The sequence below is a fragment of the Streptomyces swartbergensis genome (genome assembly GCF_002148965.1).
Classification (GTDB): domain Bacteria; phylum Actinomycetota; class Actinomycetes; order Streptomycetales; family Streptomycetaceae; genus Streptomyces; species Streptomyces swartbergensis.
Genome location: NZ_NGFN01000087.1, coordinates 1 through 25944, shown reverse-complemented (window position 1 = coordinate 25944; position 25944 = coordinate 1). Strand labels below are relative to the sequence as shown.

General features: G+C 71.8%; 23 protein-coding genes. 5 read left to right on the top strand and 18 right to left on the bottom strand.

From position 1 onward, the window contains the following. Nucleotides 1-501 precede the first annotated feature (501 nt). Nucleotides 502-1452 carry a 2-hydroxyacid dehydrogenase gene (locus CA983_RS16210; protein WP_086601610.1) on the bottom strand — a complete coding sequence of 317 codons (951 nt, stop codon included), beginning with the start codon at nt 1450-1452 and terminating at the stop codon, nt 502-504. A 77-nt stretch (nt 1453-1529) separates the two neighbouring features. On the opposite strand from CA983_RS16210, the gene CA983_RS16205 reads away from it, so the two are divergent. Together CA983_RS16205 and CA983_RS16200 are read left to right on the top strand one after the other, a co-directional pair. Then, nucleotides 1530-2528, top strand: coding sequence for an aldo/keto reductase (locus CA983_RS16205; RefSeq protein ID WP_086601609.1), 999 nt, complete (start codon nt 1530-1532; stop codon nt 2526-2528). Between the two features lie 123 nt (nt 2529-2651). Next, complete coding sequence (locus CA983_RS16200) at nt 2652-3824, top strand: PQQ-dependent sugar dehydrogenase (RefSeq protein ID WP_086601608.1); 1173 nt, start codon at nt 2652-2654, stop codon at nt 3822-3824. 7 nt (nt 3825-3831) lie between these two features. On the opposite strand, the gene CA983_RS16195 is transcribed toward CA983_RS16200, so the two are convergent. The 7 genes from CA983_RS16195 to CA983_RS16165 all read right to left on the bottom strand — a co-directional run bounded on the left by CA983_RS16195 (nt 3832) and on the right by CA983_RS16165 (nt 11693). Then, entirely contained in the window at nt 3832-4020 is a 189-nt protein-coding gene (locus tag CA983_RS16195; protein WP_086601607.1) for a DUF6191 domain-containing protein, read from the bottom strand. Between the two features lie 50 nt (nt 4021-4070). Next, nucleotides 4071-7157: a helix-turn-helix transcriptional regulator gene (locus CA983_RS16190; protein ID WP_086601606.1), complete on the bottom strand. Its 3087-nt coding sequence runs from the start codon at nt 7155-7157 to the stop codon at nt 4071-4073. Nucleotides 7158-7363: 206 nt separating this feature from the next. Beyond that, entirely contained in the window at nt 7364-7549 is a 186-nt protein-coding gene (locus tag CA983_RS16185; RefSeq protein ID WP_086601605.1) for a hypothetical protein, read from the bottom strand. Nucleotides 7550-7747: 198 nt separating this feature from the next. Continuing rightward, a complete protein-coding gene (locus CA983_RS16180) occupies nt 7748-8278 on the bottom strand; it encodes a hypothetical protein (protein ID WP_086601604.1) in 531 nt (176 codons plus the stop codon). Between the two features lie 35 nt (nt 8279-8313). Further along, the gene (locus tag CA983_RS16175) at nt 8314-8889 is read right to left on the bottom strand and encodes a GNAT family N-acetyltransferase (RefSeq protein ID WP_086601603.1); all 576 of its coding nucleotides are present in this window, start codon (nt 8887-8889) and stop codon (nt 8314-8316) included. Further along, nucleotides 8867-11113, bottom strand: coding sequence for an MMPL family transporter (locus CA983_RS16170; protein WP_086601602.1), 2247 nt, complete (start codon nt 11111-11113; stop codon nt 8867-8869). Before CA983_RS16170 ends, CA983_RS16175 begins: the two co-directional genes overlap by 23 nt. A 193-nt stretch (nt 11114-11306) precedes the next feature. Then, nucleotides 11307-11693, bottom strand: a complete 387-nt coding sequence (locus CA983_RS16165; RefSeq protein ID WP_086601601.1) for a hypothetical protein — start codon at nt 11691-11693, stop codon at nt 11307-11309. A gap of 190 nt (nt 11694-11883) precedes the next feature. Here CA983_RS16165 and CA983_RS16160 point away from each other — a divergent pair, with 190 nt between their 5' ends. Next, nucleotides 11884-12687 (top strand): SAM-dependent methyltransferase, encoded by an 804-nt coding sequence (locus CA983_RS16160; protein WP_086601600.1) that lies wholly within the window; start codon nt 11884-11886, stop codon nt 12685-12687. Nucleotides 12688-12759: 72 nt separating this feature from the next. Here the strand turns inward: CA983_RS16160 and gatB are convergent, their stop codons facing one another. From gatB to CA983_RS16110, 10 genes are all read right to left on the bottom strand, one after another. Further along, nucleotides 12760-14274 (bottom strand): Asp-tRNA(Asn)/Glu-tRNA(Gln) amidotransferase subunit GatB, encoded by a 1515-nt coding sequence (gatB, locus tag CA983_RS16155; RefSeq protein ID WP_086601599.1) that lies wholly within the window; start codon nt 14272-14274, stop codon nt 12760-12762. A gap of 15 nt (nt 14275-14289) precedes the next feature. Then, nucleotides 14290-14529 (bottom strand): hypothetical protein, encoded by a 240-nt coding sequence (locus CA983_RS16150; protein ID WP_086601598.1) that lies wholly within the window; start codon nt 14527-14529, stop codon nt 14290-14292. Further along, nucleotides 14526-16025 carry an Asp-tRNA(Asn)/Glu-tRNA(Gln) amidotransferase subunit GatA gene (gatA, locus tag CA983_RS16145; protein WP_086601597.1) on the bottom strand — a complete coding sequence of 500 codons (1500 nt, stop codon included), beginning with the start codon at nt 16023-16025 and terminating at the stop codon, nt 14526-14528. Before gatA ends, CA983_RS16150 begins: the two co-directional genes overlap by 4 nt. Nucleotides 16026-16031: 6 nt before the next feature. Next, complete coding sequence (gene gatC, locus CA983_RS16140) at nt 16032-16328, bottom strand: Asp-tRNA(Asn)/Glu-tRNA(Gln) amidotransferase subunit GatC (RefSeq protein ID WP_004925108.1); 297 nt, start codon at nt 16326-16328, stop codon at nt 16032-16034. 324 nt (nt 16329-16652) lie between these two features. Further along, nucleotides 16653-18950, bottom strand: a complete 2298-nt coding sequence (locus CA983_RS16135; protein WP_086601596.1) for a putative bifunctional diguanylate cyclase/phosphodiesterase — start codon at nt 18948-18950, stop codon at nt 16653-16655. Nucleotides 18951-19207: 257 nt separating this feature from the next. Next, nucleotides 19208-21403, bottom strand: a complete 2196-nt coding sequence (gene ligA / locus CA983_RS16130; protein WP_086601595.1) for an NAD-dependent DNA ligase LigA — start codon at nt 21401-21403, stop codon at nt 19208-19210. 15 nt (nt 21404-21418) lie between these two features. Next, nucleotides 21419-22426 carry a methionine synthase gene (locus tag CA983_RS16125; RefSeq protein ID WP_244206920.1) on the bottom strand — a complete coding sequence of 336 codons (1008 nt, stop codon included), beginning with the start codon at nt 22424-22426 and terminating at the stop codon, nt 21419-21421. 53 nt (nt 22427-22479) lie between these two features. Further along, nucleotides 22480-23178 (bottom strand): SDR family oxidoreductase, encoded by a 699-nt coding sequence (locus CA983_RS16120; RefSeq protein ID WP_086601594.1) that lies wholly within the window; start codon nt 23176-23178, stop codon nt 22480-22482. 53 nt (nt 23179-23231) lie between these two features. Further along, a complete protein-coding gene (locus tag CA983_RS16115) occupies nt 23232-23771 on the bottom strand; it encodes an LOG family protein (RefSeq protein WP_086601593.1) in 540 nt (179 codons plus the stop codon). Continuing rightward, nucleotides 23768-24571, bottom strand: a complete 804-nt coding sequence (locus CA983_RS16110; RefSeq protein ID WP_086601592.1) for a class I SAM-dependent methyltransferase — start codon at nt 24569-24571, stop codon at nt 23768-23770. Before CA983_RS16110 ends, CA983_RS16115 begins: the two co-directional genes overlap by 4 nt. A gap of 81 nt (nt 24572-24652) precedes the next feature. Here CA983_RS16110 and CA983_RS16105 point away from each other — a divergent pair, with 81 nt between their 5' ends. Next, nucleotides 24653-24976 (top strand): DUF427 domain-containing protein, encoded by a 324-nt coding sequence (locus tag CA983_RS16105; RefSeq protein ID WP_086601591.1) that lies wholly within the window; start codon nt 24653-24655, stop codon nt 24974-24976. A 61-nt stretch (nt 24977-25037) separates the two neighbouring features. Further along, nucleotides 25038-25820: an alpha/beta fold hydrolase gene (locus tag CA983_RS16100; protein WP_086601611.1), complete on the top strand. Its 783-nt coding sequence runs from the start codon at nt 25038-25040 to the stop codon at nt 25818-25820. The last annotated feature ends 124 nt before the right edge of the window (nt 25821-25944 follow it).

The following is a 25944-nucleotide window of genomic DNA, read 5'->3' as shown; positions in this document are numbered from 1 at the left end:
GCAGCGCCCCGGGGGACGGAGGCTGTGCGCGCAGCGCTCCGTCGAGCGTGGGTGTGGGGGTCGGCGGCGCGCTCACCGGACCCTCCCGGTCCGTGTCGCTCCCGGGTCCCGCGGGCCCCGGTGCGCCGGCTGGGCATGCCTTCTGCGGCTGCCCGTCCTGCGGTGGTGATGGCTGTGGTCGGTGTGGTGGTCGCTGTGGTGGGTGTGCTGCCCGCCGTGATCGGCGTGGTGACCGCGTCTGCTCGCGGCCGTCCGCCAGGGTCGCCGCCGGCAGCCCCGCCCCGTCGGATCGCTCGTCCATAGGCCGTGCATCGCCCGTCGCCCCCCTCACAGTCCTGAAGTGTCCGTCCCCGGCGCCGAACTGTCCCCGGCGCAGCCCCTGTCGGGACGATACACCAGTCTCGTCACTCAGGGACATAGGTTCTCTACGCTCCGTGACGATCACAGATACATGAGTACCCACCGCGCCCGAAGGATTGCGGACAGTACCCGAAGTTCGGATCAGTCGGTTGAGGCACCCGTCGTAAGGATCACGTTGCGCAGCGGCTCCCGGTTCACATAACGGTTCAACTGGTCCGCCAGGAGCCGCTTGGCGCGCGGCAGGAACGCGGAGGTGGGTCCGCCGACGTGCGGGCTGATGAGTACCCCCGGCGCACGCCACAGGGGATGTTCGCGCGGCAGGGGCTCGGGATCGGTGACGTCGAGGGCCGCGGTGATGCGGCCCGTCTCCAGTTCGGCGAGCAGCGCCTTGGTGTCGACGACGGGGCCGCGGGCGACGTTGACGAAGAGCGCGCCGTCCTTCATCCGGGCCAGGAAGTCGGCCCCGGCCAGGCCACGGGTGGATTCGGTGAGCGGCGTGGACAGGATGACGACGTCCGCGTCCCGGAGCAGCGCGGGGAGTTCGGTGAGCGGATGCACCGGCCCGCGCGCCGTGGTGCGCTCGGAGCGCGCGACGCGCGCCACCCGCGCCACCTCGAACGGAACGAGCCGGTCCTCGATGGCCGCGCCGATCGATCCGTACCCGACGATGAGGACGTTCTTGTCGGCGAGCGCGGGCCGGAACCCGGCGAGCCACTCCCCCCGGTCCTGCGCGCGGACGAAGTCGGGGACACCGCGCAGCGAGGCCAGGATCAGCGTCAGGGTGAGCTCTCCGGTGCTGGCCTCGTGCACCCCGCGCGCGTTGCACAGCCGCACGCCCGGAGGCAGCTGCCGCAGCCCCGGCTCCACGTGGTCGATGCCGGCGGAGAGAGTCTGCACGACCTGCAGCCGGCTCATCCCCGGCATGGGACGCACGCACAGCGGGCTGGGCTTCATGTAGGGGACGACGTAGAAGACGCAGTCCGCCGGGTCCGCGGGGAACTCCTCCTCACCGTTCCAGAAGCGGTAGGCGGGGCCCTCGGGGAGTCCCTCGATCTCGTCCGGCGGGATGGGCAGCCACACGTCAGCAGTCATGCTCTGGAGGCTATGTCAGGAGGGTGCGACGGCAGAGGTTAGGTTGGGGTGGCCGGAACAGGGAGGGTCACGACCAGGTGGAGCGCAGGACGATCGGCGCGGCGGCGCTCGCGGTGGGGGCCGTCGGACTCGGGTGCATGCCGATGAGCTGGGCGTACAGCGCGTCGCGGCAGCGTGGCGACGAGTCGCTCAGGGCGGTGCACCGGGCGCTCGACCTGGGTTCGTCCCTGCTGGACACGGCCGACATGTACGGCCCCTTCACCAACGAGCTGCTGGTGGGGCGGGCGTTGAAGGAGCGGCGGCCGGACGCGTTCGTGTCGACGAAGGTCGGTCTGCTCGTGGGGGACCAGCACATCGTCGCCAACGGCCGCCCGGGGTATGTGAAACGGGCCTGCGACGCGTCGCTGCGGCGCCTCCAGACGGACGTCATAGACCTCTACCAGCTGCACCGGGCCGACCCGGAGGTCCCCGTCGAGGAGACCTGGGGCGCGATGGCGGAGCTCGTCCAGGCCGGGAAGGTGAGGGCGTTGGGCCTGTGCGCGGTCGGCGCGCGGGCCGGCCGCCGCTCCGGGGCCCGGCTGCACGACGCGACGATCCGGCAGCTGGAACGGGTGCAGCAGGTGTTCCCCGTGAGCGCGGTCGAGGCGGAGCTGTCGGTGTGGTCGCCCGAGGCACTGGAGACGCTGCTGCCGTGGTGCGAGACGCGGGGCGTCGGCTTCCTGGCGGCGATGCCGCTCGGCAACGGCTTCCTGACCGGCAGGCTGCGGCCCGGCGCGGGCTTCGAGGCGGACGACGTCCGCGCCCGGCACCCCCGCTTCACGGCCGAGATGATGGCCGCGAACCAGCCGATCGTCGCGGGCCTGCGCCGAGTGGCCCGCCGCCACGGCGAGCACGTCACCCCCGCCCAGGTCGCCCTCGCCTGGGTCCTCGCCCAGGGCCCGCACGTGGTCCCGGTCCCCGGCACGAAACAGGAGCGCTGGGTCACGGAGAACGCGGCGGCGGCGACCCTGCGCCTGACGACCGAGGACCTGCGAGAGGTGGCGGAACTGCCTCCCGCTCAGGGGTCGTGGGACTGAGCCCGTTCCGCCCGGGGGCGTATCGGGCAAACCCCGTGTTCGCGGTTCGACGTTTCGTGATCGGGAACTTCACAGGCGCGGGAGGTGTATGACAGGTAGAACCCGCCGCCGCTCGAAGGGACCATGATCGTGCAACGTCGAGCCGTGCCGGCCGTGCTGGCCGCCGCCGCGCTCCTGCTGACGGCCGGCTGTTCCTCCGACGGCGGAGGATCGTCCGGCACGGACGGGAGCGCCTCCCCGAGCCCTGCGGCACCGGGGTCGTCCGCGCCGGCGGGGCAGGCCGCCGAGGAGACACCACCCGCCAAGGGCTCGGTGAAGGTGGTACGCACCGTCGCCGAGGGCCTGGACTCCCCCTGGGGCCTGGCCCCGCTGCCCGGCGGCGGCCTGCTCGTCTCCTCCCGGGACGACGGGACGATCGTCCGGGTCGACGCGAAGACCGGAAAGAAGACCGAGCTGGGCGAGGTGCCGGGCGTATCGGCCGCCGGCGAGGGCGGCCTGCTCGGCATCGCCCTGTCCCCCGACTACGCCTCGGACCACATGGTCTACGCGTACTTCACCTCGGCCTCCGACAACCGCATCGTCCGCATGCTGTACGACGAGAAGAAGCCCTCCGGCGAGCAGCTCGGCGCTCCCGACACGGTCTTCAGGGGCATCCCCAAGGGCTTCGTCCACAACGGCGGCAGGATCGAGTTCGGCCCGGACAAGATGCTGTACGTCGGCACGGGTGAGAGCGGTGACACGGGCCTGTCCCAGGACAAGGAGTCCGAGGGCGGCAAGATCCTGCGCCTGACACCGGAGGGCGAACCGGCACCGGGCAACCCCTTCCCCGACTCCCCGGTGTACTCGTACGGCCACCGCAATGTGCAGGGCCTCGCCTGGGACGCCAAGCAGCGCCTGTTCGCCTCGGAGTTCGGCCAGGACACCTGGGACGAGCTCAACGCGATCAAGCCGGGCGACAACTACGGCTGGCCGGAGGCGGAGGGCAGGTCCGACGACTCCGGGTTCCACAACCCGGTCGACCAGTGGACCACGGCCGAGGCCTCGCCCAGCGGCATCGCCTACGCCGAGGGGTCGATATGGATGGCGGGCCTGCGCGGCAAGCGGCTGTGGCGCATCCCGCTGAACGGCACGGAGGCCTCTGCCGAACCGCAGGCGTTCCTGGAGGGCGAGTACGGCCGGCTGCGCACGGTGGTCCCGGCGGGCGGCGACCGGCTGTGGCTCGTGACCAGCAACACGGACGGCCGGGGCAATCCGGAGGACGGGGACGACCGGATCCTGGAACTGCAGGTGACGTAGCCCGGGCTCATTCCTCCGGGTCTTCGTCCTCCGGCTCCTGCGGCGGGCGTACGACGACCTTCCCGGACGACAGGTCTATCGGCCCGTGTCCGGGATCTCCGTCTCCGACGTCCTCGCGGGTCAGTTCCAGGCGGTTCTGCTCGTCACGGGTGTGTTTGCGGCCGGGTGAGAACAGTTCCTCGAACACGTTGAACAACGGAGCCTCCCTCGGCCGCGACATCCGCGACGTCTCTTCCAGCGTATGCGTCAGCCCGCCGACCGGGATGTGACGGATTCGGCCGGGAACAGCCCCAGCCGGTGCGCCACCGCCGCCGCCTCACCGCGCCCGGAGACGCCGAGCTTCGCCAGGATGTTGGAGACGTGGACGCTCGCTGTCTTCGGGGAGATGAACAGATCCTCGGCTATCCGGCGGTTGGTGTGGCCCGCGGCGACCAGGCGCAGCACGTCCCGTTCCCGGCTGGTCAGGCCGAGGGCCTCGACGGGGTCCGCGGGGGCCGGGGCCGGTTCCTTGGCGGGCGTGAGCGGCAGGCGGGCGCGCTGGGCGAGCGCGGTGGCGGCGTCGGCGAGCGGCCGGGCCCCGAGGTGGCGGGCGACGGCATGGACGAGGCGGAGCAGTTCCGTGGCACGGTCGCGGTCGTCGGCCTCGCCGCCTCCCGTCAGCAGTGACTCGGCCAGGCGGTACCGGACGCGGGCGAGGTCGTAGGGCCGCTCCAGCGGTTCGAAGGCGGTGGCCACCTCCGACCAGATGTCCGGGGTGCTGCGGTTGTCGGCGCGGTGGAGTTCGGCGCGGACCCACTTCTCGTGGGCGAGCCAGACGGGGGCGTTGGTGGTGAGGCATCTGACGGCTTCGAAGATGCTCTGCAGGACCTCCGCACGGCCGTCCCGTACGGTCGGCAGCGCCCGGGCGTCGGCCTCGGCCGTGGCGGCTTCGCGCAGCAGCGGCCATGCGTAGCGCTGGGTGCCGGGCGGGAAGCCGGACGCCAGGGTGCGTGCCAGTTCGGCGCGGGCGTCGGGGAGGCGGCCCTCGGCGACGGCGACGGCGACGGTGAGGCAGGAGAGCGGCAGGTCGTGCTGCGGCATGGGGTCGTGCGGGCCGTAGGAGGCGCGGCCCTCGGCGAGATGACGGGCCGCCTCGGGCACCCGGCCGCGGGCGAGCGCGAGGAACGCCAGGCTGATGGCACCGGACCCGTGCGGCCCGGCCGTCTGCCCACGCCGCTGGGCGTTGACGGCGGCCTCGGCGGCCTCGTCCCAGCGGCCCAGGGAGATGAGCGACTCGGCGAGGTTGCCCCACACCCAGCCCTCGGCGTCCCGCAGGCCCATCCTGCCGGTGAGGCGCAGGCCCTCGTGAAGGAGGTCCACGGCCTCCTCGGAGCGCCCGATGCCCTCCAGGACGGAGGGCAGGTTCACATGGCTGCGGCCCACGACCGCCGCGAACCCCCGGGCCACGACCTCGTCCCTGACCTCGTACATATGGGCCAGCCCGGCCTCGATCTGCCCGGCGTCGATCATGAGTCCGCCGAGGGTGAGCCGGGCGTTGGCCTCGATGTCCTCGGCGCCCACCATGCGCGCGTACTCCACCGCCCGTTCGGCGGCCGTCAGGGCCTGATGGCCCGGCTGGTGGAGCATCGACCAGTGGGCGACCGTGGCGAGCACCTCGGCGTGCACCTCGGACGGCGGCAGGCCGCGGACCAGCTCCTGCGCGGTGGCGATCTCCTTCCAGCCGTCGCCCCGGGCGAGCCGCTGCACCAGCCGGGAGCGCTGGATCCAGAACCAGGCGGCGCGCAGGGGATCGTCCTCCTCTTCCAGGAGGCGCAGCGCCCGCTTGGTGATCTTCAGGGCGCGCTCGCGCTCCCCGCAGAGCCGTCCGGCGACGGCCGCCTCGGCCAGCAGGTCCAGGTAGCGCGGCGCGCCGGACTCCGGGGCGTCGCCGCCGGAGGTCCCCCCGCGCCGTTCAGGCAGTGCGGGAAGGCGGACCCCGGCGTAGTGGACGGGGCGCAGCGTCCGGCATACGGCTTCGGGGGCGGCGTCCCACAGTTCCATCGCCCGTTCGAGTAGCCGGAGTTGCTCCGAGTAGGCGTGGCGGTGGCGGGCCTCGACGGAGGCGTCGAGGACGGCGGGCAGGGCCTTGGCCGCGTCGTGGGCGTGGTACCAGTAGCTGGCCAGGCGGGTGGCGCGCTGGTCGGCGGGGACGAGGGTCGGGTCGGTCTCCAGGGCTTCGGCGTAGCGGCGGTTGAGTCGGGAGCGTTCGCCCGGGAGCAGGTCGTCGCTGACGGCCTCGCGGACCAGGGAGTGGCGGAAGCGGTAGCCGTCGCCACCGGGCGCGGGGGTGAGGATGCCGGCGTTCACGGCGGCCCGCAGTGCCTCGATGAGGTCGTCCTCGGCGAGCCGGGCGACGGCGGCCAGCAGCCGGTACTCGACGGTGGAGCCGCCCTCGGCGACGATCCGGGCGACCTGCTGGGCGGTCTCCGGCAGCCCTTCCACCCGGACGAGCAGCAGGTCGCGCAGGGAGTCGGTCAGGCCCGTGCGGCAGCCCTCCTGGGCGGCGACGGCGAGTTCCTCGACGAAGAAGGCGTTGCCGTCGGAGCGTTCGAAGATCGCGTCGATCTGGTCCGGGTCGGGTTCCTGGGCGAGGATGCCGGCGACCTGGCGGCACACCTCCTCGCGGTTGAAGCGGGCGAGGTCGATGCGGCGGATGGTGCGGAGCCGGTCGAGTTCGGCGAGCAGGGGCCTGAGCGGGTGGCGGCGGTGGATGTCGTCGGAGCGGTAGGTGGCGAGGACGACGAGGCGGCCGGTGCGCAGGGTGCGCAAGAGGTAGGAGAGCAGGTGCCGGGTGGAGGCGTCGGACCAGTGCAGGTCCTCCAGGGCGAGGACGACGGTGTGCTCGGCGGTGACGCGCTCCAGCAGGCGTGCGGTGAGTTCGAAGAGGCGGGCCATGCCGTCCTCGTCGTGCCGGGCCGCGTCGCGCGCGGCGGCCGTGCCGATCTCGGGGAGCAGCCGGGCCAGTTCCTCCTCCTGCCCGGCGGCCGCGGCGGCGAACTGTCCGGGCAGCTCGCGGCGGAGGGCGCGCAGGGCGGTGGAGAACGGTGCGAACGGCAGTCCGTCGGCGCCGATCTCGACGCAGCCGCCGAGCGCGACGACCGCGCCCCGCCTGCTGGCCGCACCGGCGAACTCCTCGACGAGGCGGGTCTTGCCGACTCCGGCCTCGCCGCCGATGAGCAACGCCTGCGGGTTGCCCGCGGCGGCACCGGCGAGCACCTCGTCGAGCACGCTCAACTCGGCCGCCCGGCCGATGAACACGGGGCTGACGGACCTGGTCTCCACGGACCCGAGCATCGCATGCGGATCCGGTGCCACGGCACCGGTTTTGCCACTGCGGGCCACGGGACCGGCGACCGCTTCCGCACGGACGGCCGCCACATCAACGGCCGCCCCCGTACGCACGGCCGCCACATCGACAGCCGCCCCCGTACGCACGGCCGCCACATCGACAGCCGCCCCCGTACGCACGGTCACGCCGCCGGCCGGCCCCGCCCCCGTGGTCACGCCGTGCGGGCGGACCGGAGCCTGCGGAGGCGGCGGCTATGGCTCTCGTGCTCGGCGGAGCTTTCGGCGGCTTCGCGACCGGCGGCGCGGCGGGCCCGGGCGGCCTCGCGGACCTGGCGCTCATGGTCGGCGCGGCGGATGAGGTCGGCGGCGCGCAGCTGCTGGTACTCGTACTCGTACATGGCGTGTCCTTGGTGAGAGTCGGGTGCGAGGGCTTCGCTTTCTGCGATGCCTCCACCTTCGTCTCCCAGGCGGGGCTGCCACATCGGGAGAGTTCCGCATCTTCGGGGGCGGTCTGGGCCTTAGACACGGCTGAGGGGCCTCAGGGCCTCCGTAAGGTGCTCACGGATGCCCTAAGACCCCTCAGGACCTGCGGTGACTCAGCTCGCCGACGGCAGGCCGAGCAGGATGCCGGTGTACTTGAGGACGGCCAGGAACAGGCCGATCACGCCGAGCGCGACACCCGCCCAGGCGACCGACTTGATCCAGGGGGCCTGGATCCTGCCGGGCGTGCCGAACGCCGGCCGGGCGAGCGTCACGACGCCGACGACCAGCGCGACCAGCGCGAAGAGGCCACCCCACAGGGCCGTGGTCTGCCAGGCGTCGCCGTAGACCGCCTGGATCTGCTTGGCCACGTCCGCGTTCTGCGCCGTCTCCAGCTGACCGATGAGGTTCTGGCGTGCGGCAGCCACCGTGCCGATCCAGCTGCCGGTGAGCGAGACGACGCCCAGTGCCGCGGAGACCACGGCGGCAGCGCCCTGGCCGACGCCGAAGGGTCCCTCCTCCTTGGTCTCGGCGGCCTCGGCCGGGACCTCGGTCTTGGTCACCTCGTCGGACTTGGTGGTGTCCACCGCCTTCTCGTCGGTCGTGGCCTCGGTGGCCTCGGTCTCGTCCACTGCGTTCGTTGCCATGTCTCGCACCGTAGGGTCGCTGTCTGAGAAGTCTCTTAATGATCGTCGTGAGCGGCCCGCGCGCGTGCCGCGCGCCACTCGGGTGCCAGCACCGACCAGACTTCGAGATCGTGCCGTACGCCACCATAGGGGTGGGCCTCGCGCCGCACACCGTCGCGGGTCATGCCGAGGCGCCGGGCCACGTTCAGGCTCGGCTGGTTGCCCGAGGCGGCGACCCACTCGATCCGGTGAATGCCGCGCTCCTCGACCGCCCAGTCGATGAGGACGCGCATCGCCCGGGTGACCAGACCACGCCCGGTCCCGGCGGGCTCCAGCCAGCAGCCGACCTCGCAGTTGCCGCTCGCGGCGTCGAAGTTCAGGAACAGCACGCCGCCCACGAGCTTGCCGTTCAGCCACAGCCCGTGCAGCGAGCGGGTGTCGGCGGCGCGCATCTCGGCGTACCGCTGGAGCATGGCCCGCGCGGACTCCACGTCCGTCTCCTGCGACCCGAAGTTGATGAACCGCCCGATGAACTCCCTGCCCCGCTCCAGGTGCGCGAAGAACTCCTCCGCGTGCCAGGGCTCCAGGGGCCGCAGTTCCGCGCCGTCGTCACCCAGGGATATCGCGTACATCGCGCCGCCGCTCCTCCTCCGCCAGGACGTCCGCCACCTCGGCGTCCGTCGCGGCGGCCAGCCTCTCATGGGCGGCCCGGGCCTCGGGCGGTTCGATGCTGATCCGCGGCAGGCGCTTGTCGAGCCAGCGGGGCAGCCACCAGTTGGCGCCGCCGAGCATGTGCATGAGCGCGGGCACGAGGAGCGTCCGCAGGACGAAGGCGTCCAGGGCGACGGCGGCGGCCAGGGCGATGCCGAACATGGCGATCACACGGTCGCCGCTGAGGACGAAGGCGAGGAAGACGGAGATCATGATGACCGCCGCCGAGTTGATCACCCGGCTGGTCTCGGCGAGGCCGACCCGGACGGCCCGCCGGTTGTCGCCGGTCTCCAGCCACTCCTCGTACATCCGGCTCACCAGGAACACCTGGTAGTCCATGGACAGGCCGAAGAGCACGGACACCATGATCACGGGCAGGAAGGGCTCGATGGGCCCCGCGCTGCCGAGGCCGAGCAGTTCGCTGCCCCAGCCCCACTGGAACATCGCGACGACCACCCCGAAGGCGGAGGCCACGGCGGCGACGTTCATCGCGGCGGCCTTCAGCGGGATGCCGATCGAACGGAAGGCGAGCAGGAGCAGCAGACAGCCCAGCCCGATCACGACCCCGATGAAGACGGGCAGCTTGGAGACGATGACGTCGGCGAAGTCGTCGTAGCCGGCCGTCATGCCGCCGACCTGTGTGTCGAGCGACGTGCCCGCCTCGGCGCGCGGCAGCACCTCGTCGCGCAGCCGGTCGACGAGGTCGCTGGTCTGCTTCGACTGCGGCGAGGACTCCGGTACGACGGTCAGGTACGCGGTGTGGCCGCCCGAGTCGAATGTCACCGGCGTCACCGAGGCGACGCCCTCGGTGGTCCGGAGCGTGGAGTCGAGGTTGTCCAGGGCGAGCTTGTCGTCGGCTCCGTCGACCTTCGTGACGAGGGTGAGCGGGCCGTTGACGCCGGGGCCGAAGCCGTCGGCGAGGAGGTCGTAGGCCTGGCGGGTGGTGGACGTCTTCGGGTCGTTGCCCTGGTCGGAGGTGCCCAGGTGCAGGGAGAACGTGGGCAGTGCGAGGACGGCCATGACCACCAGGGCGACCGCCCCGAGGACCTTGGGGTGGCGCTCCACGAACGCCGACCAGCGGGCGGCGAAGCCCGTGGGCAGTTCGGGCTCGGGCCCGTGCTCCGCCAGGCGGCGGCGCTCGCGGCGGCTGAGCGCCCGCATGCCGATGAGGGACAGCAGCGCGGGCAGCAGCGTCACGGAGGCCGCGACGGTGAGGATCACGGTCAGGCCGGCGGCGATGGCGACGCCGTTGAGGAAGCTCAGCCGCAGGATCAGCATGCCCAGCAGGGCGATGCAAACGGTGGCACCCGCGAAGACGACCGCCCGTCCCGTGGTCGCGACGGCGTTGGTGGCCGCCTCGGTGACGGACAGCCCGCGTTTCAGCCCGCGCCGGTGTCTCGTCACGATGAACAGCGCGTAGTCGATGCCGACACCCAGCCCGATCAGCATGCCGAGCATGGGGGCGAAGTCGGCGACGGTCATCACGTGCCCGAGCAGCACGATCCCGGCGTAGGCGGTGCCGACGCCGACCAGGGCGGTGGCGATGGGCAGCAGGGATGCGGCGAGCGAGCCGAAGGCGAGGAACAGCACGACGGCGGCCACGACCACCCCGACGATCTCGGCGACGTGCCCGCCGGAGGACTCGGTGAGCCCGACGGCGCTGCCGCCCAGCTCCACCTGGAGCCCGTCGGTCTGCGCGCTCTTCGCGGTGTCGACCACGGCCTGCGCCTCGGACCGGCTGATGTCCTGCGCCTGGTCGTCGAAGGTGACCGTGGCGTACGCCGTACGGCCGTCCGCGCTGACGCGTCCCGCGCCCGGACCGTCGTAGGGGCTGGTCACGGAGGCCACGCCGGGCAGGTTCTCGACGCGTTCCAGGGCTCGGGTCATCGTCTGCTCGACGTCGGCGGCGCGGACGCTGCCGGACGTGGTGTGCCAGACGACGGTGTCGCTGTCGCCGCCGAGCTGCGGGAAGCCCTCGTGCAGCAGCTGGGTGGCGCGGCCCGACTCGGTGCCGGGGACCTGGTAGTCGTTCGAGTACGCGGCCCCGGCGACCGCGGCGCCCGCGGCCACCCCCGCGAAGGCGAGGAGCCAGAGCAGAACAGTGACCAGACGGCGTCGGACACACCAGCGTGCTAGGGCTGCCACGAAACGTGCTCCCAGGGTGACTTTTTTTGGATCTTTGACCGGGAGCAGTCGTCCATGAACTGAACAGCCCGCAAAGAACGCATGAGCAATGCAAAGCCACTCTTACAGGCGCACGAGATCATTTGTCGCATTCGTGGGCTTATTCACAACAGTGGGAGGCAGCTCACAGGACAATCAGCCGAAGTCTGTCGCCTCAGTCGGACTGGTCCCCCAGCGCCATCACCATCACGCCCGCGATCAGCAGCCACAGCGCGCGCCGGGTGCGTCCCCGGGAGCCCAGCACGGCGGCGCCCGCGCAGACGGCCGCTCCGGCGGCGTACGCAGCCGGGACGAATGCGGGTGCGGAGCGGGTGAGGCGGAGCAGTGCCGCGGCCAGACCCGCGAGGGCCAGAACGGCGCCGGTGCCGGCGGCCGTCCAGCGGGCCCGCCGCGCGTCCTCCGCCGACTCGTCGGCGTCGTCCGGCTCGTCCGGTACCGCATCCGGCTCGTCCTGTACGGCATCCCGCTCGGTGTCCTGCGCGGCGGCTGCCCCCGGGTCCGTTATCTCAGGATCGGTGTCGGAATCAGCGCGTCCACTCATGGCCGAGACGGTAGCGCGTCGGGTGGGAAAACCGAGTGCGGGGCCGAGGGGCCGGCTGTTAACGTCCGCTGGTCCGAAGTACGCCCGCGGCGCCCCGCCGCCCGGCCGAAGCAGGTGCATTGTTTGACGGTCCGACCGAGCTCCGACGCATCCCCTTTCTTCCTCAAGGACTCAAGGAGCCCGTTCACCGATGTCGGACATCACTTCCCGGACCTCGAACGACCCCCTCACTGACCGCGTCAGCCACCCCCGCTACCCGCGCAGCAACCGCTACGACGCCCGCTGGACCGTCGAGAACCAGATGGGCCCGCACGCGCTGTGGCTGCTGGAGTGGCTGGCCCCGGCCCTGGGGCTCGACACCCTGCCCCCCGGCTCCCGCGTGCTCGACCTGGGCTGCGGCCGCGCCATGACGTCGATCTTCCTGGCCAGGGAGTACGACGTCCAGGTCACCGCCGCCGACCTGTGGGTCAAGCCCGACGAGAACGCCGGGCGTATCGCCGAGGCGGGCGTGGGCGACCGCGTCCTGCCCGTGCTCGCCGAGGCGCACGACCTGCCGTTCGGCGAGAACAGCTTCGACGCGATCGTCTCCGTCGACGCCTACCAGTACTTCGGCACGAACGACCTGTACCTGCCCGAGCTGACGCGGCTGCTGAAGCCCGGCGGGCGGATCGGTGTCGTCGTACCGGCGCTGCGCGAGGAGATCGACGGCGTCGAGCCGCCGGAGCACCTCAAGCCGTACTGGGAGCCGGATTTCTGGTGCTTCCACTCGGCCGCCTGGTGGCGGCGCCACTGGACTCGCGGCGGGGCCGTCAAGGTCGAGACGGCCGACTGGCTGGAGGACGGCTGGCACGACTGGCTGCGGTGGTGCGAGGTCGTGGCCGAGGAGCACACGGACGAGTGGCACGTCCGGATGGCCGGACAGTGCGCCGAGATGCTGCGCCTCGACCAGGGCCGCACGCTGGGCTTCGTGCGGGTCGTGGGACGCCGCGTGTAGGTACAGGCGCAGTACAAAAGCACCGGGGGGATGCACCGGTTCGGTGCATCCCCCCGGTGGGGTTCGCGGAGGTCAGCCCTCGCTGACACCCAGCTTCTGAAGGATCAGCTCCTTCACGCGCGCCGCGTCGGCCTGGCCGCGGGTCGCCTTCATGACCGCGCCGACCAGCGCACCGGCCGCGGCCACCTTGCCGCCGCGGATCTTGTCCGCGATGGCCGGGTTGCCGGCGATGGCCTCGTCGACGGCGGCGGTGAGCGCGCCCTCGTCGGAGACGACCTTCAGACCGCGCTTGTCGACGACCTCGTCCGGGGTGCCTTCGCCCGCGAGGACGCCTTCGATGACCTGACGGGCCAGCTTGTCGTTCAGGTCACCCTTCGCGACCAGCTCGGTGACCCGGGCGACCTGCTGCGGCGTGATCGCCAGCTCGTCGAGCGCCTTGCCCGACTCGTTGGCGCTGCGGGCCAGCTCGCCCATCCACCACTTGCGGGCGGAAGCGGCGTCGGCCCCGGCCTCGATGGTGGCGACGATGGGCTCCAGCGCACCGGCGTTGAGGATCGCCTGCATGTCGGTGGCCGAGACGCCCCACTCCTCGCGGAGCCGGTTGCGGCGGACCAGCGGCAGCTCGGGCAGCACGGCCCGCAGTTTCTCGACCCACTCGCGGGACGGGGCCACCGGGACGAGGTCGGGCTCCGGGAAGTACCGGTAGTCCTCGGCCTCCTCCTTCACGCGGCCCGAGGTCGTCGACCCCGTGTCCTCGTGGAAGTGCCGGGTCTCCTGGATGATCGTCCCGCCGCCGCTCAGCACGGCCGCGTGCCGCTGGATCTCGAAGCGGGCCGCGCGCTCCACGGACCGCAGCGAGTTGACGTTCTTCGTCTCGGAGCGCGTGCCGAACTTCTCGGTGCCGTGCGGGCGCAGCGACAGGTTCACGTCGCAGCGCATCTGGCCCATCTCCATACGGGCCTCGGAGACGCCGAGCGCCTTGATGACCTCGCGCAGCTCACGGACGTAGGCCTTCGCCACCTCGGGGGCGCGCTCGCCCGCGCCTTCGATCGGCTTGGTGACGATCTCGATGAGCGGGATGCCGGCGCGGTTGTAGTCCAGGAGCGAGTGCGAGGCGCCGTGGATACGGCCCGTCGCACCGCCCACGTGCGTGGACTTGCCGGTGTCCTCCTCCATGTGGGCGCGCTCGATCTCCACGCGGAAGGTCTCGCCGTCCTCCAGCTGTACGTCGAGGTAGCCGTTGAAGGCGATCGGCTCGTCGTACTGGGAGGTCTGGAAGTTCTTCGGCATGTCCGGATAGAAGTAGTTCTTCCGGGCGAAGCGGCACCACTCGGCGATCTCGCAGTTCAGCGCGAGGCCGATCTTGATCGCGGACTCCACGCCGGTCGCGTTGACGACCGGGAGCGCGCCGGGCAGGCCGAGGCACACGGGGCAGGTCTGCGTGTTGGCGCCCTGCCCGAGGGCGGTCGAGCAGCCGCAGAACATCTTGGTCTTGGTGCCGAGTTCGACATGGACCTCGAGGCCCATGACGGGGTCGTACGACGCGAGTGCTTCCTCGTACGACACCAGGTCTGTCGTGGTGGTCACGGTGAAACTTCCCTCTCAGCCCAGCAGGACGTCATCGTCGCCCAGCCGCTTCAGCTCGCGGTAGAGAATGGCCAGGTTGGTGACGACCGCGGCACCGGTCACGACGGCGTCGAGCAGCCGCAGCGTGTCGTTGTCTCCGCGGGCCTTCTTGATCTGCTTGTAGACGCCGACGGCGCCGAAGGCCGACGTGGCCATCGAGATGTACAGACCGGACTTGGAGCTCTTGAAGCCCTTGGCCTTGGACAGTGCGCTCACAGCGACGGTGCCTCCTCGATCAGCGGGTGGCCCCACTTTTCCACGAAGGCGGCCTCGACGGCGGCGCCGACCTTGTAGAGACGGTCGTCCTTCATGACCGGGGCGATGATCTGCAGTCCGACCGGGAGGTTGTCCTCCGGGGCGAGGCCGCACGGCAGCGACATGGCCGCGTTGCCCGCCAGGTTGGTCGGGATGGTGCACAGGTCGGCGAGGTACATCGCCATCGGGTCGTCGGCGCGCTCGCCGATCGGGAAGGCGGTGGTCGGGGTCGTCGGGGAGACGATCACGTCGACCTGCTCGAACGCCTTGTCGAAGTCCTGCTTGATCAGCGTGCGGACCTTCTGGGCGCTGCCGTAGTAGGCGTCGTAGTAGCCGGAGCTCAGCGCGTACGTGCCGAGCATGATGCGGCGCTTGACCTCGGGGCCGAAGCCGGCCTCGCGGGTCAGGGAGGTGACCTCCTCGGCGGAGTGCGTGCCGTCGTCGCCGGCGCGCAGGCCGTAGCGCAGGCCGTCGAAGCGGGCGAGGTTGGAGGAGCACTCGGACGGCGCGATCAGGTAGTACGCCGACAGCGCCAGGTCGAAGGACGGGCAGTCCAGCTCGACGATCTCCGCGCCGAGTTCCTTCAGCAGCACCACGGACTCGTCGAACCGCTGGATGACACCGGCCTGGTAGCCCTCGCCGCGGAACTGCTTGACGACGCCGACGCGCATGCCCTCGACGCTGCCGTTGCGGGCGGCCTCGACCACGGGCGGGACCGGGGCGTCGATCGAGGTGGAGTCCATCGGGTCGTGGCCGGCGATCACCTCGTGCAGCAGGGCCGCGTCCAGGACCGTGCGGGCGCAGGGGCCGCCCTGGTCGAGGGAGGAGGAGAAGGCGACCATGCCGTACCGCGACACCCCGCCGTACGTCGGCTTCACGCCGACCGTGCCGGTGACGGCGGCGGGCTGGCGGATGGAGCCGCCGGTGTCGGTGCCGATGGCGAGCGGGGCCTGATAGGAGGCGAGCGCGGCGGAGGAACCGCCGCCGGAGCCGCCGGGGATCCTGGTCAGGTCCCAGGGGTTGCCGGTCGGCCCGTAGGCGCTGTTCTCGGTGGAGGACCCCATGGCGAACTCGTCCATGTTGGTCTTGCCGAGGATCACCACGTCGGCGGCCTTGAGCCGCTTGGTGACGGTCGCGTCGTACGGCGGGATCCAGCCTTCGAGGATCTTCGAACCGACGGTGGTCGGGATCCCCTCGGTGGTGAAGATGTCCTTGAGCGCCAGGGGAACGCCGGCCAGCGGACCGAGCTTCTCCCCCTTGGCCCGCTTCTCGTCGACGGCACGGGCCTGGGCGAGCGCGCCCTCGCGGTCGACGTGCAGGAAGGCGTGCACCTTCTCGTCGACGGCCTCGATCCGGGCCAGGTGCGCCTCGGTGACCTCGACGGCCGTGAGCTCGCCGGAGGCGATCTTCGCGGCGGTCTCGGCGGCCGTGAGCTTGATGATGGGGCTGTCCGTCATGGCGGGTTACTCCTCCCCCAGGATCTGCGGCACCTTGAAACGCTGCTGCTCCTGGGCCGGGGCTCCGGAGAGCGCCTGCTCGGGGGTGAGCGAGGGACGGACCTCGTCCGGGCGCATGACGTTCGTCAGCGGGAGCGGGTGCGAGGTCGGCGGTACGTCTTGGTCGGCGACCTCACTGACGCGGGCCACCGCGCCGATGATGTCGTCCAGCTGTCCCGCGAAGTGGTCGAGCTCTTCGGGCTTCAGCTCCAGACGCGCCAGCCGGGCGAGGTGGGCGACCTCCTCGCGCGTGATGCCAGGCATGCAGCGATCCTCTGGGGTGAGTGTGAGTGGTTTGGGGCCTAGGACCTGGCGTCACATTCCCGCCGTCCGCCCGGAGGGCGGGCCGTGCGGCGTCCGGCGCGTGCGATCGCAAGGCGCCGGAGCGCCCTCGTGGCGGAGCCACGTGGACGATTCGGCAACGCGGCGAGCGTGCGTGCCAGGCGTCGCACGGCAGGCGGGAATGTGGCGCCAGGTCCTAATCCTATGGGGCGGGCGGGTGTGCCAGTGAAACGGTTTGCCCTGCGCCCGCCGGTAGGCCCCGCCGGGAGTGGTCGGGAGCGGCGACCGAACCGGTCCGCCCGGGACCTAGACGATGCGCCCCGAGTCGTCCGCCGTCGCCGCCGGCAGGGCGGCCCGGGGGCGTTGCCAGCCGCGGGAGCCCCGGGCGCGGAGCCAGGCCGTGGTCTCCTCGGGGGGCATCGCGGCGGCGACCAGCCAGCCCTGGACGGCGTCGCAGCCGAGGTCGCGCAGGCGCTCCCAGGTCTCGTCGTCCTCGACGCCCTCGGCGACGACGAGCAGACCGAGGGAGTGCGCGAGGTCGACCGTGCAGCGCACGATCTCCGCGTCCTCGTTGTCGACGGCGAGCCGGGCGACGAAGGAGCGGTCGATCTTCAGTTCGCTGACCGGGAGCTTGCGCAGGTGCACCAGCGACGAGTAGCCCGTGCCGAAGTCGTCCAGGGACATCTTCACGCCGTGCCCGGTCAGTCCGTTGAGGGTGTCGGCGGCGCGCTGCGGGTCCTCCAGGAGGACGTGTTCCGTTATCTCCAGTTGGAGCGCTCCCGCCGGGACGCCGTGCCGGGCCAGCCGCGCGGCGACCGAGCCGGCGAAGCCGGGGGTGTGGACATCACGCGGGGAGACGTTGACCGCGACCGGGACGAACAGTCCCTGGGCCCGCCACCGCGCGACCTGGGCGAGCGCGGTCTCCAGGACGTACTCGGTGAGATGGGGCATCAGGCCCGAGGACTCGGCGATCGCTATGAACTCGTCCGGCGGCACCTTGCCCCGCTCGGGGTGCACCCAGCGGACCAGGGCCTCCAGACCCGCGACCTGTCCGTCGAAGCGGACCTTGGGCTGGTAGTGCAGCTCGACCTCGTGGGCGTCCAGCGCCCTGCGGAGGTCTCCCAGCAGACCGAGCCGGTCCGGGGTGTTCGAGTCGCGCTTGGACTCGTAGACCTCCACGCCCGTACGGTCCCGTTTCGCCTGGTACATCGCCACGTCCGCCCGCCGCAGCAGCCCTTCGGCGTCCAGGGCGTGGTCGGGGAAGACGGCGACCCCGGCGCTGGCCTCCAGGACGAGGGTGAGGCCGTCGAGGTCGAGCGGGGAGCTGAGAGCGGCGACCAGGTTGCGGGCAACCCGGGTCGCCGACGTCGTGGAGTCGGCGACCGGCAGTAAGACGGCGAACTCGTCCCCGCCGAGCCGGGCGGCCTCCGCCCCGCGCGGCAGCGCCACCCGCAGCCGGTCGGCGATCTGGAGCAGCAGCCGGTCACCGGCCAGATGACCGAGCGTGTCGTTGACCGACCGGAAACGGTCGAGGTCGATCAGCATCAGGGCGGCGCGCGCGTCGATCCGCTCGGCGTCGTCCAGCGCGGTCCAGATGCGCTCCAGCAGCCACTGCCGGTTGGGCAGCCCGGTCAGCGGGTCGCGCAGCTGCTCCTCGGCCCGGGCCCGGGCTATCCACAGCGTGGAGTCCAGCGCGATGAGCGGGATGGAGAACAGCGGCAGCAGGATCGGCTTGGCCACGGCCACCACACAGACCAGCGGCGCGATCCCCAGCAGCGCGACCGCGACCAGGCCCTGTCTGACCAGGGCGGTGCGGGCGACGGTGGGCAGGCCGGGGCGCGGGGCGTGCAGGTACCACAGCAGGACGCGGGTGACCGCCAGGTAGGCGACGGCGACCATCACCACCTCGGGCCCGGTGTAGAGCGTCCAGCTGTCCGGATCCGAGGGGGACTCGACGGACGGTACGGATCCGAAGACGCCCAGCACCAGGGCGCCGGCACCGATGCCGAGGAGATCGACCGCCCCGTGCAGGATGCCCTGGCGCCAGCGGTTGCGGCGGGCTATGCCGACCAGCACGACGACCGTGAGGCTGACCATGCCGGCCGGTACCCAGCCGTACAGCAGCAGCACGGCGAGCGTGAGGGCGGCGCCCGAGCCGGTGCCGCCCCACCAGCGGGAGCGGCCCAGCATGACGAGGTGGCCGACGATGATGCCGGTCAGCACGGCCAGCGCCCAGCCGGCCGTGCCGGACGGGAAGAGCGCGTGGCCGCCGGTGAAGGCGCGGTAGAACCCGGCGCCCAGGACGAACCCGGCCGCCGCGACGACCGCCGCGGGCAGCGCGGGCCAGGACAGGTGCCGTTCCGAGTCCCCGTCCTCGCCGGTCAGGCCGGACGAGTGCTCGGTGACCGGCTGTGCGGCGCCGCGGCCGTCCCCCGCGGCGCGCCCCCCGGAGGTGCGCCCGTCCGCGGTGTACTGTCCGACGGCGCGCACTTCCACGCCCGGACGCCCCGCCGGCCGACCCGTCCCACGGACTGCACGCCATACGACCGCCATGCGGCTCAGGCGCAGCCGTGAGCCCGGCACGGCGCTCTCGGTCGGTTCCATTCCCGTCCCTCTCACAGCCGGCGGTGCCCACGCCCCGCGGCCCGGTGCCCGACAACCCTTGGGCGGCCCGCGTTGGAAAACCCTTCCCCGTGCTCCGCGAGCACGAAGATGCCCCGACCGCAGCTGGGCACGGCAGGCGCACATCTCAACAGTAGGCCGCAGAAGGCTTCCACGGGCAGCGGTCGCCGACGGTTGCCCGAATGCGCCCCGGCCACCCGTATGCATCTGGTATGCGCCGAACGGGTGGCCTTCAACCCCTACTCCTCGGCCGAAAGGGCGACTTCGGCCGCCGCGTCCGGCCCTTGTTCCAGCAGGACCCCGAAACCCTCCTCGTTCAGGACCGGGACCTTCAGCTGCATCGCCTTGTCGTATTTCGATCCGGGACTGTCACCCACAACGACGAATGACGTCTTCTTCGAAACCGAACCGGTCACCTTCGCTCCGCGGCTCTGCAACGCCTCCTTGGCGCCGTCCCGCGTGAAGTGTTCGAGGGTGCCCGTGACGACGACGGTGAGCCCTTCGAGCGGGCGCGGTCCCTCGTCCTCGCCGGTGCTCTCCTCCTCCATGCGGACGCCGGCGGCCTTCCACTTTCGGATGATCTCGCGGTGCCAGTCCTCGGCGAACCACTGCTTGAGGGAGGCGGCGATGGTCGGGCCGACGCCCTCGGTGCCCGCCAGCTCCTCCTCCGTGGCCTGGTCGATGCGCTCGATCGAGCGGAACTCGCGGGCCAGCGCCTCGGCCGCGACCGGGCCGACATGACGGATCGACAGGCTGGTGATGATGCGGGCGAGCGGGCGCTGTTTGGCCGCCGCGATGTTCTCCAGCATGGCAAGCGCGTTCTTCCTGGGCTTGCCCTCCTGGTTCGCGAAGATCGTGACGACCTTCTCCTCGCCGGTCTTCGGGTCGCGCTTGGGCAGACCGCTGTCCTGGTCGAGGACGTACGCCTTGATGGGCAGCAGCTGTTCGACAGTGAGGTCGAACAGGTCGCCCTCGTCCGCCAGCGGCGGCTCCTCGGGCTCCAGCGGCTTGGTGAGGGCGGCGGCGGCGACGTAGCCGAAGTGCTCGATGTCCAGCGCCTTGCGGCCCGCGAGGTAGAACAGGCGCTCGCGCAACTGGGCCGGGCAGGTGCGGGCGTTCGGGCAGCGCAGGTCGACGTCGCCCTCCTTCATCGGCCGCAGAGCCGTACCGCACTCGGGGCACTCGCTCGGCATCACGAACTCGCGCTCGCTGCCGTCCCGCAGGTCGGCGACCGGTCCGAGGATCTCCGGGATGACGTCACCGGCCTTGCGCAGCACCACCGTGTCACCGATGAGGACGCCCTTGGCCTTGACCACGTCCTGATTGTGCAGCGTGGCGAACTCGACCTCGGAGCCCGCGACCGTGACCGGCTCGACCTGGGCGTACGGCGTGACCCGGCCCGTGCGGCCCACGCCCACGCGGATGTTGACGAGCTTGGTGTTGACCTCCTCCGGCGCGTACTTGTACGCGATCGCCCAGCGCGGGGCGCGCGAGGTCGAGCCGAGGCGGCCCTGGAGGGGGATCTCGTCGAGCTTGACCACCACGCCGTCGATCTCGTGCTCCACGGAGTGGCGGTTCTCGCCGAAGTAGGCGATGAACTCCCGTACGCCGTCGAGGCCGTCGACCACCTTGTTGTGCCGGGAGGTGGGCAGGCCCCAGGTCTTCAGCAGGTCGTAGGCCTGGGAGAGGCGGGTCAGGCCGGTGAAGCCCTCCAGGGCGCCGATGCCGTGGACCACCATGTGCAGCGGGCGGGTGGCCGTGACGCGCGGGTCCTTCTGGCGCAGTGAACCGGCCGCCGCGTTGCGCGGGTTGGCGAAGGGCTTGTCACCGGCCTCGACCAGACGGGCGTTGAGCTCCTGGAACTTCTCCATCGGGAAGTAGACCTCGCCGCGGATCTCCACGAGGTCGGGGACGGAGTCGCCCTTGAGGCGCTCCGGGATCTCCGCGATCGTCCGGACGTTCGGTGTGATGTCCTCGCCGGTGCGGCCGTCGCCGCGGGTCGCCGCGCGGGTGAGACGGCCGTGCTCGTAGGTGAGGTTCACGGCGAGGCCGTCGACTTTCAGCTCGCACAGGAAGTGGTAGTCCTGCTCGCCCAGTTCTCTGGCGATGCGCTCCGACCAGGCGGCGAGCTCCTCGTCGTTGAAGGTGTTGTCGAGGGAGAGCATGCGCTGGCGGTGCTCGACCGCCGTGAACTCCGTCTCGTACGAACCGGCGACCTTCTGGGTCGGCGAGTCCGGCGTGCGCAGCTCCGGGTGCTCCTCCTCCAGTGCCTCCAGGGAACGCAGCAGCTCGTCGAACTCCGCGTCGCTGACGACGGGAGCGTCCTTCACGTAGTAGCGGAAGCGGTGCTCCTCGATCTGCTCCGCGAGGCGCGCGTGCTTCTCCCGTGCCTCGGCGGGCACCGTCGTCGTCTCCGCTTGCTTGTCGCCGGCCACCGTGTCGTCCTCCCGTTACTCTGGGTTGTCCGCGAGGGATCTCGCCGCCCGGACGCAGTGGGCGAGAGCCGTGCGCGCGTACCCCGGGGAGGCCCCCGCGAGTCCGCACGCCGGCGTGACTGTGACCGCCTCCTCGAGAAGCCCCGGTGACAGCCCCAGCCTGCGCCACAGCGCCCTGACACCCATGACGCTACCGGCAGGGTCTGACAATGGGCCGTCCGCGGACGGGACGACACCGGCGAAGAGCCGGGTGCCGCCCTCCACCGCCTCGCCGATCACCTCGTCGTCACGCTCGGTGAGCAGGGAGAAGTCGAAGGAGACGGCCGCCGCGCCCGCCCGGCGCAGCAGGGCGAACGGGACGTCCGGTGCGCAGGAGTGGACGACGACCGGGCCGCCCGCGTGCACTTTGACGATGTCGCGGAGGGTGGACTCGACGTTCTGCCGGTCGGCGGCCCGGTGGGTGCGGTAGCCGCTGGCGGTCTTCACCTGGCCGCGCAGGACGGCGGTGAGGGACGGCTCGTCGAGCTGGAGGACGAGTTGCGCGCCGGGGACCCGCCGCTGGACCTCGGCGAGGTGCAGACGGAGTCCCTCGGCGAGGGAGGCGGCGAGGTCGCGGCAGGCTCCGGGGTCGGAGAGGGCGGCCTCGCCGCCTCGCAGCTCCAGGTTGGCGGCGAGGGTCCAGGGCCCGACGGCCTGGACCTTCAGCGGCCCCTGGTACTCCTGCGTGAATTCCTCCAGCGCGTCGAGGTCCTGGCCGAGCCAGGAGCGGGCCCGCTTGGTGTCCCGCCCCGGGCGGTCGCCGAGCCGCCAGCCGCTGGGCTCCACGCGCGCGTACAGCTCGACGAGCATGCCGGCGGTCCGCCCGATCATGTCCGCGCCGGGCCCGCGGGCGGGCAGTTCGGGCAGGAAGGGGAAGTCCTCGAAGGTTCCGGTGACCGTTTTGACGGCTTCCCGGGCGTCGCCCCCGGGCATGGAGCCGACACCGGTGGCGGCACCGAACCTGAACTGGCTGTTTTCGCTCACCGGAGCAGCCTACGCAGCGGTCACCGCAGCAGCCTACGCAGCGTCCCGGCCGGTCAGTTCCCCGGTCGTACCGTCAGGTCGTTGACCTCGGCGTCCCTCGGCAGGTCCAGGGCCATCAGGATCGTCGTCGCGACCGACTCGGGGTCGATCCACTTCGACGCGTCGTACTCCTTGCCCTCCTGCTGGTGGACCTTGGCCTGCATGGGGCTGGCCGTGCGGCCGGGGTAGACCGAGGTGACGCGGACGCCGCCCGCGTGCTCCTCGTGGCGGAGGGAGTCGGCGAGGGCCTTCAGGCCGTGCTTGGAGGCGGCGTACGCGGACCAGCCGGCGTGGGCGTTCAGGCCGGCGCCGGAGTTGACGAAGACCACGTGGCCCCGGGCGGCGCGCAGCTGGGGCAGGAAGTGGCGGGTCAGCTCGGCCGGTGCGACGAGGTTGACGTTGAGCTGGTGGCGCCAGGTCTTCGGGGTGAGCTCGCCGACCGGGCCGAGGTCGACGACCCCGGCGATGTGCAGCAGCGAGTCCACGCGGTCGGGCAGCGACTGGTGGGAGAAGGCCCAAGAGAGCTTGTCGGGGTCGGCCAGGTCGCCGACCAGCGTCTTCGCCCCGGGGAACGCGGCCGCCAGCTCCTTAGCGCGGCCCGCGTCGCGCGCGTGCAGCACGAGGTCGTCCCCGCGCGCGTGCAGACGGCGGGCCACGGCGGCGCCGATGCCGGAGCCGGCTCCGGTGATCACATGAGTAGCCATGCCCGCCATGCTCGCATCAGCGCCCGGTCACTCGATGCTCCGGCTCTCCTCCGCGGCCGAGGTCAGGCCACGCCCCGGCTCTCCTCCAGGTACGCCAGCGCCCCCACCGGCTCTTCCGCGAAGAACACCAGGTCGGTGAGCGGGCGGGGCAGGAAGCCCTCGTCCTCCATGCGGCGGAACTGCTCCTTCAGGCCGTCGTAGAAGCCCGCGGTGTTGAGCAGGACCACGGGTTTGTCCGTGTGGCCGTGCTTCTTCAGTTCCAGGATCTCCGTCGCCTCGTCGAGCGTGCCGGTGCCGCCGACCATGACCACCACGGCGTCGGCCTTCTCCAGGAGCAGCTTCTTGCGCTCGGCGAGGTCACGGGCGACGACCATCTCGTCGACGCCGGGGCGGGCCTTGGCCGACAGGAACTGCACGGAGACACCGACGAGCCGGCCGCCCGCCTCCTGTACCCCGTCGGCGACCACCTTCATGAGGCCGACGTCGGAGCCGCCCCACACGAGGGTGTGGCCGCCCTTGCCCAGCAGCTTGGCGAACTCCCGCGCGGGACGGGTGTAACGCTCGTCGAGGTCGGCGGCGGACAGGAAGACGCAGATGTTCATGCGCCTACCGTACGGGCCCGGTCCGCCGTCGTGGTGACCCGCATTTTGGACTGCCGGTGCGGGAGTTGTTCCCAGTCGTCCATGAACCGGGCGTCCAGGCCGTACTTGGCGGCGAGTTCGGTCAGGGTCGCCGTCCGGTAGTAGAAGTCCTCGTGCAGCACATGGTGTTCCTCGCCCTCGGTGCGGTCGAACGTGAAGTCGAAGAACCCGCCGGGCGCGAGGATCCGGCCGACGTGGGCGAAGCACTCCTCGATGACGTGCAGCGGCGAGTGCGAGAAGACGCTGTGCGCGTGTACGACGTCGAAGTGCGCGTCGGGCAGGAAGGCGAAGGTGAGGTCGTCGGCGAGCGCCAGATAGGGCAGCTTGGGCTGGAGCTTCTCGGCCACGAGGGTGTCCTGGGCGGCGAGCAGGATGTGCGGCGAGATGTCGATGCCGTAGTAGTGCCCGGCGTCGAGGTGGTCGATGAACAGCCGCCCGGCGCGCAGGTTGCCGCAGCCGATCTCCAGCATGCGGTGGTGCGGCTGGAGTCCGTGCCCCACGAGGTAGTCGAACTGCATGCGCCCGATCCGCTCCCACGCCTCGCGTGAGGGGTTGTGCCCCACCGCCGCCTCCGCGCTGCGCGCCGCGTCGGACGCCATCACGGCGCGGTAGTACGCGATGTGGTCGCGGTAGCGCAGCCGCAGCCAGGCGTCCCGCACCGCGCGCCGGGCGTGCGCGGGCACGCGCTCCGGGTGGCGCAGGGCGTACCGGACCTGGTGGGCCAGAGCGCTGCGGTTTCCGGCCGGTTCCGTGGCTCGCATGGGTGGCCTCCTGCGGCGAGGGAAGAACTCCGCTTCAGCCTGCGCTGTATCCGGGGAGTCGGCTACCCAAGGAGGGCGATCGTGACCACCGGGCACCGCATCACCATCGAGAAGAGTGACCGCGCCGTGCGTGTGCTGCACGCCGGGCAGGTCCTGGCGGAGAGCGACCGGCCGCTGGTCCTGCGCGAGACGGGCTGTCCCGAGCGCTACTACATCCCGGCCGAGGACGTACGCCTCGACCTGCTGACACCGTCCGGCACGCGCACGTACTGCCCGTTCAAGGGCACCGCGTCCTACTGGTCGCTGCCGGACGCCGCTGACCTCGTCTGGGCGTATCCGGAGCCCAAGCCGGACGTGGCGGAGATCAAGGACCACCTGTGCTTCTACGAGGTGGAAGTGATGTGATCGGCTGACGCGCGGCCCGCCTCATCGATGAACACCGCGCCGTGCGGCAGTCTGCATGGGCATGGACAAGAAGATCCTTTCGCGTGATGGCACCCGCATCGCCTACGAGAGCACCGGCCGGGGCCCCGCGGTCGTCCTGGTGAGCGGCGCGATGTCGACGGGCGGCACCCTGGCGCCGCTCGCCGTGTCGCTCTCGGAACGTCTCCAGGCCGTCGTGTACGACCGCCGGGGCCGCGGTGCCAGCGGGGACACGGCGCCGTACTCCGTGGAGCGCGAGGTCGAGGACCTGGCGGCGGTGATCGAGGCGGTGGGCGGCGAGGCGTTCCTGTACGGCATCTCGTCGGGCGGGGCACTGGCGCTGGAGGCGGCGGCGAGCGGCCTGCCGGTCCGGCGCGTCGCCGTCTACGAGACGCCGTTCGCGATGTCCGAGGAGGGCGCCAGGGAGCGCGCGGAGTACACCGCGCGTCTGACGGAGGCGCTCGGCGAGGGGCGACGCGGGGACGCGGTCGAGCTGTTCCTGCGGCTGACCGGCCTGGCCGAAGGCGTGATCCAGGGCGCCCGCCAGTCCCCCATGTGGGCCGGCATGGAGGCGCTCGCCCCGAGCCTCGCCTACGACGACGCCGTCATGCGCGACGGCCGGGTCCCGCGCGCCCGGCTGGCCTCGATCGGCGTCCCCGTCCTGGCGGTCGCGGGCGACGCGAGCCCGGCCTGGCTCCGCGAGGCGGCCCGGGCGATCGCGGACTCCGTCCCCGACGGGTCGTACCGCACGCTCCAGGGCCAGACGCACATGGTGGAGCCGAATGTGCTGGCGCCGGTGCTGGCGGAGTTCTTCACGCGGGGGTGAGCACGCGGAGCTGAGAGGGACGCGGGCACGCGCGCRTGGARGCCSAGYGGAACGGGGGCACGCGCGCGTGCCCGCGTCCCTCTCAGCTCCGCGTGCTCACCCCCGCGTGAAGAACTCCGCCAGC

Excerpts from the sequence above, each read along its gene's own strand:
- CA983_RS16115 (WP_086601593.1), bottom strand. The coding sequence starts at position 23,771 with ATGAACATCTGCGTCTTCCTGTCCGCCGCCGACCTCGACGAGCGTTAC.
- CA983_RS16100 (WP_086601611.1), top strand. The coding sequence starts at position 25,038 with ATGGACAAGAAGATCCTTTCGCGTGATGGCACCCGCATCGCCTACGAG.
- CA983_RS16190 (WP_086601606.1), bottom strand. The coding sequence starts at position 7,157 with ATGCTCGGGTCCGTGGAGACCAGGTCCGTCAGCCCCGTGTTCATCGGC.
- gatA (WP_086601597.1), bottom strand. The coding sequence starts at position 16,025 with ATGACGGACAGCCCCATCATCAAGCTCACGGCCGCCGAGACCGCCGCG.
- CA983_RS16135 (WP_086601596.1), bottom strand. The coding sequence starts at position 18,950 with ATGGAACCGACCGAGAGCGCCGTGCCGGGCTCACGGCTGCGCCTGAGC.
- CA983_RS16110 (WP_086601592.1), bottom strand. The coding sequence starts at position 24,571 with ATGCGAGCCACGGAACCGGCCGGAAACCGCAGCGCTCTGGCCCACCAG.
- CA983_RS16160 (WP_086601600.1), top strand. The coding sequence starts at position 11,884 with ATGTCGGACATCACTTCCCGGACCTCGAACGACCCCCTCACTGACCGC.
- CA983_RS16200 (WP_086601608.1), top strand. The coding sequence starts at position 2,652 with ATGATCGTGCAACGTCGAGCCGTGCCGGCCGTGCTGGCCGCCGCCGCG.
- CA983_RS16185 (WP_086601605.1), bottom strand. The coding sequence starts at position 7,549 with ATGTACGAGTACGAGTACCAGCAGCTGCGCGCCGCCGACCTCATCCGC.
- CA983_RS16165 (WP_086601601.1), bottom strand. The coding sequence starts at position 11,693 with ATGAGTGGACGCGCTGATTCCGACACCGATCCTGAGATAACGGACCCG.
- CA983_RS16175 (WP_086601603.1), bottom strand. The coding sequence starts at position 8,889 with ATGTACGCGATATCCCTGGGTGACGACGGCGCGGAACTGCGGCCCCTG.
- gatC (WP_004925108.1), bottom strand. The coding sequence starts at position 16,328 with ATGCCTGGCATCACGCGCGAGGAGGTCGCCCACCTCGCCCGGCTGGCG.
- CA983_RS16120 (WP_086601594.1), bottom strand. The coding sequence starts at position 23,178 with ATGGCGGGCATGGCTACTCATGTGATCACCGGAGCCGGCTCCGGCATC.
- CA983_RS16180 (WP_086601604.1), bottom strand. The coding sequence starts at position 8,278 with ATGGCAACGAACGCAGTGGACGAGACCGAGGCCACCGAGGCCACGACC.
- CA983_RS16210 (WP_086601610.1), bottom strand. The coding sequence starts at position 1,452 with ATGACTGCTGACGTGTGGCTGCCCATCCCGCCGGACGAGATCGAGGGA.